This window comes from Acidovorax sp. FW305-C-20-28, assembly GCF_058783375.1.
Genome location: NZ_JBYSYM010000020.1, coordinates 138,268 through 149,069 on the forward strand (window position 1 = coordinate 138,268; position 10,802 = coordinate 149,069).

12 protein-coding genes are annotated in these 10,802 nt (G+C 67.3%); 6 read left to right on the top strand and 6 right to left on the bottom strand.

The genetic code is table 11. From position 1 onward, the window contains the following. Positions 1-51: 51 nt before the first annotated feature. Positions 52-684 (top strand): response regulator, encoded by a 633-nt coding sequence (locus AC3WOH_RS22150; protein WP_184857840.1) that lies wholly within the window; start codon positions 52-54, stop codon positions 682-684. Positions 685-802: 118 nt separating this feature from the next. Here AC3WOH_RS22150 and AC3WOH_RS22155 read toward each other — a convergent pair whose 3' ends face one another. The 4 genes from AC3WOH_RS22155 to gpmA all read right to left on the bottom strand — a co-directional run bounded on the left by AC3WOH_RS22155 (position 803) and on the right by gpmA (position 4,593). Then, positions 803-1,219 carry a response regulator gene (locus tag AC3WOH_RS22155; protein ID WP_492231484.1) on the bottom strand — a complete coding sequence of 139 codons (417 nt, stop codon included), beginning with the start codon at positions 1,217-1,219 and terminating at the stop codon, positions 803-805. Between the two features lie 111 nt (positions 1,220-1,330). Next, on the bottom strand, positions 1,331-2,080 hold the full coding sequence (locus tag AC3WOH_RS22160) for a HesA/MoeB/ThiF family protein (protein WP_492231485.1): 750 nt from the start codon (positions 2,078-2,080) through the stop codon (positions 1,331-1,333). A 133-nt stretch (positions 2,081-2,213) separates the two neighbouring features. Then, positions 2,214-3,650 (bottom strand): S41 family peptidase, encoded by a 1,437-nt coding sequence (locus AC3WOH_RS22165; protein ID WP_492231486.1) that lies wholly within the window; start codon positions 3,648-3,650, stop codon positions 2,214-2,216. Positions 3,651-3,849: 199 nt separating this feature from the next. Then, on the bottom strand, positions 3,850-4,593 hold the full coding sequence (gene gpmA / locus AC3WOH_RS22170) for a 2,3-diphosphoglycerate-dependent phosphoglycerate mutase (RefSeq protein ID WP_492231487.1): 744 nt from the start codon (positions 4,591-4,593) through the stop codon (positions 3,850-3,852). Positions 4,594-4,666: 73 nt separating this feature from the next. Here gpmA and AC3WOH_RS22175 point away from each other — a divergent pair, with 73 nt between their 5' ends. The 4 genes from AC3WOH_RS22175 to AC3WOH_RS22190 all read left to right on the top strand — a co-directional run bounded on the left by AC3WOH_RS22175 (position 4,667) and on the right by AC3WOH_RS22190 (position 7,033). Next, complete coding sequence (locus AC3WOH_RS22175) at positions 4,667-5,074, top strand: rhodanese-like domain-containing protein (RefSeq protein WP_492231488.1); 408 nt, start codon at positions 4,667-4,669, stop codon at positions 5,072-5,074. 59 nt (positions 5,075-5,133) lie between these two features. Further along, positions 5,134-5,394 (top strand): glutaredoxin 3, encoded by a 261-nt coding sequence (grxC, locus tag AC3WOH_RS22180; protein WP_492231489.1) that lies wholly within the window; start codon positions 5,134-5,136, stop codon positions 5,392-5,394. Positions 5,395-5,515: 121 nt separating this feature from the next. Further along, positions 5,516-5,974 (top strand): protein-export chaperone SecB, encoded by a 459-nt coding sequence (gene secB, locus AC3WOH_RS22185; protein ID WP_007860332.1) that lies wholly within the window; start codon positions 5,516-5,518, stop codon positions 5,972-5,974. 48 nt (positions 5,975-6,022) lie between these two features. Continuing rightward, positions 6,023-7,033: an NAD(P)H-dependent glycerol-3-phosphate dehydrogenase gene (locus AC3WOH_RS22190; RefSeq protein WP_492231490.1), complete on the top strand. Its 1,011-nt coding sequence runs from the start codon at positions 6,023-6,025 to the stop codon at positions 7,031-7,033. Positions 7,034-7,159: 126 nt separating this feature from the next. Here AC3WOH_RS22190 and AC3WOH_RS22195 read toward each other — a convergent pair whose 3' ends face one another. Continuing rightward, complete coding sequence (locus AC3WOH_RS22195; RefSeq protein ID WP_492231491.1) at positions 7,160-7,849, bottom strand: N-acyl amino acid synthase FeeM domain-containing protein; 690 nt, start codon at positions 7,847-7,849, stop codon at positions 7,160-7,162. A gap of 519 nt (positions 7,850-8,368) precedes the next feature. After that, positions 8,369-9,616 carry a diaminopimelate decarboxylase gene (gene lysA / locus AC3WOH_RS22200; protein WP_492231492.1) on the bottom strand — a complete coding sequence of 416 codons (1,248 nt, stop codon included), beginning with the start codon at positions 9,614-9,616 and terminating at the stop codon, positions 8,369-8,371. A gap of 101 nt (positions 9,617-9,717) precedes the next feature. On the opposite strand from lysA, the gene AC3WOH_RS22205 reads away from it, so the two are divergent. Next, entirely contained in the window at positions 9,718-10,665 is a 948-nt protein-coding gene (locus tag AC3WOH_RS22205; protein ID WP_492231493.1) for a LysR family transcriptional regulator, read from the top strand. The last annotated feature ends 137 nt before the right edge of the window (positions 10,666-10,802 follow it).

Here is a 10,802-nt window from a genome sequence, read left to right on the forward strand (position 1 = left end):
TTCAACAAAAATTGGGAGCGGGCGCTTGTCCCCTCCCCGAAAGAACGCTCAATGATCAAGATCGGCATTGTGGATGACCATGCAATTGTTCGCTCCGGACTGCGCCAGTTCCTGTCCGAACATGTGGACCTGCGCGTGGAGGGCGAGGCCGCCAACGGCCGCGAAGCCATCGACCTGGTGCGCACCCATGAAATCGATGTGCTGCTGATGGACCTGTCCATGCCCGGCCAGAGCGGCCTGGACGCGCTGGCCATGCTGCGTGCCAAGGCGCCGGACATGGGGATTCTGATCCTCAGCGGCTACCCCGAGGAGCATTACGCCATCAACCTGATACGCCAGGGGGCCAGCGGCTACCTCAACAAGGAGTGCGATCCCGCGGAGATCGTGGAGGCCATCCGCATCATCGCCCTGGGCAAGCGCTACCTCACGCCCGCCGTGGCCGACCTGCTGGCCCAGCAGCTCAACCGCAAGGACGACGCGCCGCCGCACGAGCAGCTGTCCGAGCGCGAGTTCCAGGTGTTCCTCAAGCTGGCCAAGGGCGAGACGGCGGGCGACATTGCCAAGTCGCTGTCGCTGAGCGTGAAGACGGTGAGCACCTACCGCACGCGCCTGATGGAAAAGATGAGCCTGTCGTCCAACAGCGACCTGACCTACTACGCGCTGAAAAACCGCCTCATCGACTGATGCGGGCGCGGCCTCCCGGCGGCAGGCCCGCCTGGACGGCCATGCCAGGGCCGCCCTGCGCAGGCGGGCGCGGTTCTTCATCGGGGGAGACGGGCAGGCTGGCGCAGTGCCAGCGCACTCAATGGTTGCCGCGCACGGGTATGCGGTCGACAGGAGCGGGGTGTACGCTGCCATGCTCTATGCAGTAGTCCACCAGGGCATCGATTTCATTGGATTTGTCGAACACCGCATCCACGCCCAACTGGGCGCAGCGCATGCGGATGTCGGGCGTGGCATAGTTGCTCAGCACCACCATCTTCTGGTGGGGGCCGCGGTCGCGGCAGGCGGCCAGCACACCCAGGCCGCTGCCCTGGCGCAGGAACAGGTCCACGATGGCCAGATCCCATTGCTCCTGGTGGCCGGTGAGCCAGCCCTTGCCCTCGTCCTCGGTTTCGGCCACACCCACCGCTTCGACAGACGCCAACTCTTCCAGGGTACCGATGAGGTTCTCCCGGATGGTGGCATTGTCCTCAACGATGTACGTGCGCAGTTTCACTACCTGATCCATAAAGTGGCCGGTACGAGCAAACCTGGGCCTGCTCTGAATTTAACCGAAGCGTGGCTGCCATTCTGACAGCGGCTGCGCGCAGGCAGCGTAGGAGCGCTCCTACGGTGATGCGCACACGCTACATCCGGGGGCGCGCTCCACGTGCATGGTGTTCCATTCCATAGAGCGGCCGTCCAGCATCATCAGCCGCCCTGCCAGGGTGGTGCCCACACCGGTGATCAGCTTCAGGGCCTCGGCCGCCTGCATGGTCCCAATGATGCCCACCAGGGGCGCGAACACGCCCATGAGCGCACAGCTGACCTCCTCGAACTCCGCCTCGGGCGGGAAGATGCAGGCGTAGCAGGGGGCCCGGGGGTTGCGCGGGTCGACCACCGTGATCTGCCCGTCGAAACGGATCGCCGCCCCGGCCACCAGCGGCACGCCGTGGCGCACGCAGGCCGCGTTGACCGCCTGGCGCGTGGCGTAGTTGTCGCTGCAGTCCAGCACCACGGTGGCGCCGGGCAGCAGCTGGTCGAGCAGGGCGGCATCGGCGCGGGCCTGCAGGGCCTGGACCCGGGCCTCGGGGTTGATGGCGGCCACCGCCTGCGCGGCCGACTGCACCTTGGGCTGGCCCACGCGCTCCGTGGTGTGGGCGATCTGGCGCTGCAGGTTGGTCAGGTCCACCGTGTCGTCGTCCACCAGCGTGATGCGCCCGACACCGGCCGAACCCAGGTACAGCGCCGCGGGCGAGCCCAGGCCGCCGGCGCCGATGATGACGGCGTGCGCCGCCAGCACGCGCTCCTGGCCTTCGATGCCGATCTCGTCGAGCAGGATGTGGCGCGAGTAGCGCAGGAGCTGGTCATCGGTCATGGGCGGGGTGCGAGAGCTTGGGCTGCGATTGTGCGGGAGATTGCGGCGTGGTGGAGGCAGGCGTGAAAAAGGCCGGACTCCCTGGGGAATCCGGCCTCTAGGGGGCAAACCTGGGGGCGCGAGGCGCCTTCGGTCAGTTTTCCTTCTTTTCTTCCTTGCGCTCGGTCAGCGTCTTGCTGACCAGCACGGGGCGGCCCTTGAGCTGGTTCAGGGCCTGCACCAGCTGGAAGTCCTTGTCGGTGCCGAACTCGGGCGCCTTGCGGTCGGTGGCCGGCTTCTTGGCTTCTTCTTCCAGGCGCTTGCGGGCCTCTTCGCGCGCCTTTTCACGGGCGGCGTCCTTCTTTTCCTCGCCCTGGCCGCTGCCCAGGTGCTTGTCCAGGTCGGCCTCGCGCATGCGCAGGGCGGCGAAGACGTTGCCCTCTTCGGACTCGTCGATCATCACGTCGGGCACGATGCCCTTGGCCTGGATCGACTTGCCGCTCGGCGTGTAGTAGCGTGCCGTGGTCAGCTTGATGCCGGTGTCCGGACCCAGGGGGCGCACGGTCTGCACCGAGCCCTTGCCGAAGGTCTGGCTGCCCATGATGGTGGCGCGCTTGTGGTCCTGCAGTGCGCCGGCCACGATCTCGCTGGCCGAGGCCGAGCCTTCGTTGACCAGCACCACCATGGGGACCGACTTGATGGCGGCCGGCAGGCGGCGCAGCGGGTCGCCGCCGCTGCGGCGCTGGTAGTACTCGGGCGCCGCCTTGTAGGTGGACTTGCTCTCGGCCAGCTGGCCGTTGGTGGTGACCACGGTGACGTTCTCGGGCAGGAAGGCGGCCGAGATGGCCACGGCCGCATCCAGCAGGCCGCCCGGGTCGTTGCGCAGGTCGAGCACCAGGCCCTTGACGTTGGGGTCCTGCTTGTAGATCTCTTCGATCTTGCGCACGAAGTCGTCCACCGTGCGTTCCTGGAACTGCGACAGGCGGATCCAGGCGTAGCCGGGCTCGATCACCTTGCCCTTGACGGACTGGGTCTTGATCTCCTCGCGCGTGATGGTCACCGGGAAGGTGCGGCTCTCGTCCTTGCGGAAGATGGTGAGCGTGACCTTGGTGTTGGGCTCGCCGCGCATGCGCTTGACGGCGTCGTTCAGGGCCAGGCCCTTGACGGCAGTGTCATCGATCTGGGTGATCAGGTCGTTGGTCTTGAGGCCCGCACGGAAGGCGGGCGAGCCTTCGATGGGGGAGACGACCTTGATCAGCCCGTCTTCCTGGGTGATCTCGATGCCCACGCCCACGAAACGGCCCGAGGTGCCTTCGCGGAATTCCTTGAAGGACTTCTTGTCGAAATACTGGGAGTGCGGGTCCAGGCTGGCCACCATGCCGGTGATGGCATCGGTGATGAGCTTCTTGTCATCGACCGGCTCGACGTAGTCGGTCTTGACCAGGCCGAAAACGGCCGACAGCTGCTGGATCTCTTCCAGCGGCAGAGGGGTCATGGCGCCGCGCGCGACGGTCTGCAGTGACACCGTGGTCAATGCACCAGCCACCACACCTACCGACACCCATCCTGCTATTTTGAGTTTGTGGCCCATAGAACACCTTTACCGCATCAATATACACCTGGGAAGCTGGTCCGAAGCCTTTTTTACACGCGTGTGAAAACATGCGTCTCAAAAAGGCGCCGGAATGCTTCTTAGAAGGGCCCCACCCGCCGCAGTTCCGCGCCGGGACTCGCTTTCGCCGGTTTGATCGGGGTAATTGGCGGGCTTTACCCACCCTTTACGCCGATTTCTATGCCTTGCCTTGCGAAGCCACTGCCGCTGCGGCCTTGGCCGCCGCTTCAGCGTCACCCAGATAGTAGTGGCGGATGGGCTTGAGGTTCTCGTCGAGCTCGTATACCAGTGGAATACCGTTGGGAATATTGAGGCCCACGATTTCGTCGTCGGAGATGTTGTCCAGGTACTTGACCAGGGCGCGGATGGAGTTGCCGTGCGCCGCCACGACCACGCGCTTGCCGCCCTGGATGGCCGGGGCGATGGATTCGTTCCAGAAAGGCAGCACGCGTGCCACGGTGTCCTTGAGGCACTCGGTCAGCGGCACCTGGCCGGCGTCCAGGCGGGCGTAGCGCACATCGCTGCGTTCGCTGCGCGGGTCGGTGGCTTCCAGCGCCGGTGGCGGGGTGTCGTAGCTGCGGCGCCAGACCAGCACCTGCGCGTCGCCATACTGCTTGGCCATGTCGGCCTTGTTCAGGCCCTGCAGGGCGCCGTAGTGGCGCTCGTTCAGGCGCCAGCTGTGCACCACGGGCAGCCAGGTGCGGTCCATCTCGTCCAGGGTGTGCCACAGCGTGCGCGTGGCGCGCTTGAGCACGCTGGTGTAGGCCACGTCGAACTCGTAGCCCTCTGCCTTGAGCAGGCGGCCGGCGTTCTTGGCCTGGTCCACGCCAGTCGCGGTGAGGTCCACGTCGGTCCAGCCGGTGAAGCGGTTTTCGAGGTTCCAGGTGGATTCGCCGTGGCGGATCAGTACGAGTTTGTGCATGGTTTCCCTAGGAGAGGCGGGTCAAAACCATACATTTTAGAATTGCGCGGTTCGCCAACCCAAGGAATCCCCTGTGAAATTCATTATCGACAACTGGTACCTGGTCTTCGTCGCTCTGGCCTCGGGCACCATGCTGCTGTGGCCCATGCTCAAGAGCGCAGGCGGCGGCACCCTCTCGCCCGCGGGCGCCGTGCAGCTCATGAACCGCGAAAAGGCCGTCGTGGTCGACGTCAGCGGCGCCGAGGAGTTCGCCGCTGGCCATGTGGTGGGTTCCAAGAACATCCCGCTGGCCGAGCTGGAAGAGCGCCTGCCCGCCACCGTGAAGAACAAGGCCCTGCCGCTGGTGCTGGTGTGCGCCACCGGCAACCGCTCCAACAGCGCCGTGGCCATTGCCAAGAAGCTGGGCTACGAGAACGCCCAGGCCATGGCCGGCGGCCTCAAGGCCTGGCGCGATGCCAGCATGCCGGTTGAAAAGGCCTGAGCCTGCCCCCACCTGCCACCGAACAGCGCCCCGCCGCAGCCTCTACGAAAGATGCCTCCATGCAAGCCGTGAAGATGTACACCACCGCCGTCTGCCCCTACTGCATCCGTGCCAAGCAGATCCTCAAGTCCAAGGGCGTGGAGCAGATCGAGGAGATCCGTGTCGACATGGACCCCGCCGCCCGCACCACCATGATGGAGATCACCGGCCGGCGCACCGTGCCGCAGATCTTCATCGGCGACACCCATGTGGGCGGCCACGACGACCTGGTGGCGCTGGACGGCCGCGGCGGCCTGATGCCACTGCTGGGCGTGCAGTAACCGGCCTGCCGGTTTCCGGGCGCTGCATAATGCAGCCCCATGTGCCCGCTGCGGGAGCCTTTCCCCGGCGGGTTTCGTTTTGTCACCAGCTCGTTGTTTGAGCGAAAGAGACTTTTCAACCATGGCCGACCAAGAGAATCCCGTTTTCCAGATCCAGCGCGTCTACCTCAAGGACATGTCGCTCGAGCAACCGAACTCGCCCGGCATCCTGCTGGAGCAGGAACAACCCAGCGTGGACATCCAGCTGGGCGTGGAAGCCACTCCCGTGGCCGAAGGCATCTTCGAAGTGGCCGTGACCGCCACGGTGCAGACCAAGGTCAAGGACAAGACCGTGTTCCTGGTCGAAGCCAAGCAGGCCGGCATCTTCGAGATCCGCAACATCCCTGAAGACCAGATGGGCGCCATCATGGGCATCGCCTGCCCGCAGATCGTGTACCCCTACCTGCGCGGCAACGTGGCCGATTTGATCAACCGCGCCGGCTTCCCGCCCGTGCACCTGGCCGAAATCAACTTCCAGGCCATGTTCGAGCAGCAGCAAGCCCAGGCCGCGGGCAATCCGTCGCCCATCATCACGCAGTAGCGTGGTTCGCGGGGACGCAGCATGCCGTCCCCGCCTTTTGATTCCCCTATGAAAATCCTTGTTCTGGGCGCAGGCGCCTGGGGCTCTGCCGTGGCCATGAGCGCCGCGCAGAACCCCGCCGGCCATGCGGTCACGCTCTGGGCGCGCGATGCCGGCCAGCTGGCCGCCATGCAGGCCGCGCGTGAGAACGCGCGCTACCTGCCGGGCCTGGCCTTTCCGCCCGCACTGGTGCTGGCCGGTGGTGACCCCGTGGCACTGGCGCTGGCGGCGGACCTGGTCATCGTGGCCACGCCCATGTCGGCACTGCGCGGCATGCTGCAGTCCCTGCAGGGCTGCCCGGCCCCCGTGGCCTGGCTGTGCAAGGGCTTCGAATCCGTGGCCGGCGCCCAGGAGGGCCGTTTCGGCCTGCTGGCGCACGAGGTCTGCGCCGAGGTGGCGCCCGGCCTGCTCGCCGGCGCCCTGAGCGGCCCCAGCTTTGCCCAGGAAGTTGCCCGCGGCCAGCCCACGGCCCTGGTGGCGGCCAGCGAGCACGCCCGCGTGCGCGATGCGCTGGTGGCGGCTTTCCACAGCCCCAGCGTGCGCGTCTACGCCAACGAAGACATCGTGGGCGTGGAGGTGGGCGGGGCCGTGAAGAACGTGCTGGCCATTGCCACCGGCCTGTGCGACGGGCTGGAACTGGGGCTGAACGCCCGCGCCGCGCTCGTCACGCGCGGCCTGGCCGAGATGACGCGCCTGGGCCTGGCTCTGGGTGCGCGGGCCGATACCTTCATGGGCCTGTCGGGCCTGGGCGACCTGGTGCTCACGGCCACGGGCGACCTGTCGCGCAACCGCCGCGTGGGCATGCTGCTGGCCCAGGGCCAGACCCTGGCGCAGGCGGTCGAATCGCTGGGCCATGTGGCCGAGGGCGTGTACAGCGCCCGCACGGTGGCGCAGCGCGCCCGCCTGCTGGGCGTGGACATGCCCATCACCGAGGCCGCCGTGGCCCTGCTCGATGGCCGCTTGCGGCCGGCCGAGGCCGTGGCACAGCTCATGGGCCGCGACCCCCGCGGCGAAGCCTGAAGAGCGGCTAACAAAACTCTTCTGGCGTCGTTGCCGCGTCTTGTCGTACTACTCGTACTGCCTGCCAGAAGAAATCTGATGTGTAGCGCCTAGCCAGAACCGCTTCGCTGAGTTTTGTTATCCGCTCTAAGAACCGCCCGACAGGCGGCGCAGCAGCCCCTCCTCGTCGTCCGGGTGGAAGAAATAGGGGTAGAAGCTGCGCTCCTGCGCCGACAGGTCGGGCCGGCCGCCGAATTCGTCGATCAGGCGGCGCCCCTTGGCGCCCTCCATGTGCAGCAGCACGGCCGGGGCGCCCACGCGCTGGCACATGCGCGCCGAGCCCACCGGGTCGAAGCGCAGCATGCGCATGTAGAACGCCGCGTGGCGCGGGTTCACCTCGATCACGATGTCGGTCGCGCGGCGCGCGCGAAAGGCCACGATGAAGGCGATATGGAAGATGGCGCCCAGCACCTGCTTGGAGCGCACGCCCGGGTCCATGGCGAGCTTGCCGATCTCGCAGATGCGCGCGCCGCGCTCGCGCAGGTCGCCGATGAATTCGGGGAACTGCTCTTGGGCGGCCAGGTGGCCGTCGTCCAGGCGCACGGAGATGGTGCCTGCGGGCTGCCCGTCGATCTGCACCACCAGGCTGCTCAGGTCGAAGTCGTGCGCCAGCGTGGCCTGCATGCTGTAGCCCCGGCTGGCATACATGCGCGCCAGCACGCCCTGGCCTTTGCGCGACAGGCGGATCTTGCAGGTCTTGGTCTCGGTGTAGCCCAGCCGGCTCAGGTACTCGCCCGGGTAGCCCAGCTCGACGATGGTCCTCTCTTCGTGTGGCATGTGCACGCTCCTCTCGGTGTCCCTCCAACAGGTCCCCGGTGTCTGGCGGCGGCCAGCAGGGCCTTGTTGTGTGGCTTGCCCGTTGGATGGAAGGCCAGCGTAGCGCCGTGCAAGGGCGCTGTCTTGTTCCACCGGGGGGCTGGCCGACCAGCGGCACAGGTGCCAGCGCCAGCGGCGCACAGGCCGGGCGCACTGTGCGAAAAACACACCAAGTGGTAAAAAAATGAAAGGGCGCTTGCACACGGCAAGCGCCCTTCGCGGGGGAATGGATGCGGCGGGTGGCTTACAGCACACCGAACAGCATCAACAGCAGCACCAGGGACAGTGGGACGCCGAGCAGCCAGAGAATGATGGGCATGGTGATCTCCTTGAGAGGTTGAAAGGGTTGGAAGCCAGTGACTTCACTGTAGGTGGCCCCTCTGCCCGGGGCTGTCCTCCAACACGGCGCCCCACCGTAGTCCCCTGCCTACCGGGCGTGCAGGGGAGGGCGCCATGCCGCCGGCCCCTGCCGCCCAGGGCTCACAGCCCTTCTTCGAGGGCCAGCAGCTGCTCCACCGTCTGGCGGCGGCGGATCAGGCGGGCCTGGCCGCCATCCTCCACCAGCACCTCGGCGATCAGCGGGCGCGTGTTGTAGTTCGAAGACATGGAGGCGCCGTAGGCACCCGTGTCGTGGATCACCAGCAGGTCGCCCACGCGCGCCTCGGCCAGCTCGCGTGGCAGCACCACGCCGCCGTCGCCCTGGGTGAACACGTCGCCCGACTCGCACAGCGGCCCGGCCACCACCGTGGGGCGCGTGGCGGCCGTGCTGCCATCCTTGCGCAGCACCTCCATGGCGTGGAAGCTGCCGTACATGGAGGGGCGCATGAGCTCGTTGAAGCCCGTGTCCAGCAGCACGAAGTGGTTGCTGCCCGCATTCTTGGTGGCGCGTACCTCGCCCAGCAGCACGCCCGACTCGGCCACCAGGAAGCGGCCGGGCTCGATCTCCAGACCCAGCTGGTGGCCCACGATGGCCTCGGCCTGCTGGCGCGCCGTGTTCCACAGGCCGTAATAGTGCTGCGTGTCGATCACCGGGTCGCCGCTGCGGTAGGGGATGGACAGGCCGCCGCCGGCCGAGATGGCATGCAGGTCGTGGCCGGCCGCATGGGTGGTGCGCACCAGTTCCACCATGGCGCCGCAGACCTCGGCCAGGTGGCTGTAGTCCACGCCCGAGCCGATGTGCATGTGCAGGCCGGTGAGCCTGAGGCCGTGCTGGGCGATGGCCGCCAGCGCGGCCGGCAGGTCGGTGTGCCAGATGCCGTGCTTGCTGTGCTCGCCACCGGTGTTGGTCTTGTTGCTGTGGCCGTGGCCGAAGCCGGGGTTGATGCGCAGCCACACCGCGTGGCCGGGCGAGGCAGCGCCCAGCTGGTGCAGCATGTCGATGGAGCCGGCATTCACCGGCACGCGGTGCTCGACCACGCAGGCCAGGGTGTCGGCATCGAACAGGTCGGCCGTGAACACGATCTCCGAGGGCTCGCCGCCGGCCTGGTAGCCCGCGGCCAGCGCGCGCAGGATCTCGCCGCGCGAGACCGCGTCCACCTTCACGCCCTGCTCGCGCATGAGCTTCAGGATGTGGATGTTGGAGCAGGCCTTCTGCGCGAAGCGGATGGTGTCGAAGTTGGACACCTGGGCAATGCGCTGGCGGATGGTGGCCGCGTCGTAGACCCACAGCGGGGTACCGAATTGCGCGGCCAGGGCATGCAGTTGCTGGGGGGAAAAAGGATTGGACATGGGCAGGCTCCGAAAGGGAATGGCGCGATGATGCCGCCCCGTGACCATCCAGTCCAATGCTTGTTTTGCGGTAGCTATTCATTTTGGATATGCTTTGCGCCATGCCCTACCCCGAAGATGCAGCCGCCCCACGGATCGGCCACCGCCATATCGAAGTGTTCCGTGCCGTCATGCTCGCGGGCAGCGCCACCGGGGCCGCGGAGTTGCTGCACACCTCGCAGCCGACGGTGAGCCGCGAGCTGGCGCGCCTGGAGTCGCTGCTCGGCTATTCGCTGTTCGACCGCGTGCAGGGCCGCCTGCGCCCCCACGCCCGGGCCCTGGCGCTGTGGGAGGAGGTGCAGCGCTCCTGGCAGGGCCTGGACCGCGTGGTCGACCGCGCCGTGGCCCTGGGCCGCCCGGCCGATGCCGCGCAGTCGCTGTCGGTGCTGTGCCTGCCCGCGCTGTCCCACGCCCTGCTGCCCGGGGCCGCCGCGCGCATGCTGGCCGCGCACCCGGGCGCCCGCGTCTCCGTCACGCCGCAGGAGCCGCCCTTGCTCGAAGAGTGGATGACGGCGCAGCGCTTCGACATGGGCCTGAGCGAGCAGGTCTCCCACCCGCCCGGCACGCGCTCGCAGCGGCTGCTGAGCCTGGACGAGGTGGCCGTGCTGCCTGCGGGCCATGCGCTGGCTGCACGGCCGGTGCTGCAACTGGCGGACTTTGCGGACCAGCCGTTCGTGAGCCTTTCGGCCGACGACCCCTACCGCCGCCAGATCGACGCCCTGTTCGCCGAGGCCGGCGTGCAGCGGCAGATGCGCATGGAGACGCACAGCGCGGTGGCGGTGTGCGCGATGGTGCAGCGCGGGCTGGGGGTCGCGGTGGTCAATCCGCTCACGGCGCTGGCTGTGGCGGGGCAGGGGGTGGTGGTGCGCAGGGTGGGGTTTTCGGTGCCGTTCAGTGTGAGTCTGGTGTTGCCTTTGTACCGGGCGGCGTTGGAGGAGGTGGGGTGGATGGTGGAGGCGTTGGAGGCGGAGGTGGTGGATCTGGAAGAAAGGCTCGGGCAGGTGGTTTGATGGCCTGTCTATTCGGCGCGCTGGCACCTGCTGCTTGTATTGGCTGCATGCCGGTGTTGCGGGCGGGAGCCGGGTCTCGGCCCGGCGGCCGAGGTACTTGTTCTTTGCTTCGCCAAAGAAAAGTACCCAAAAGAAAG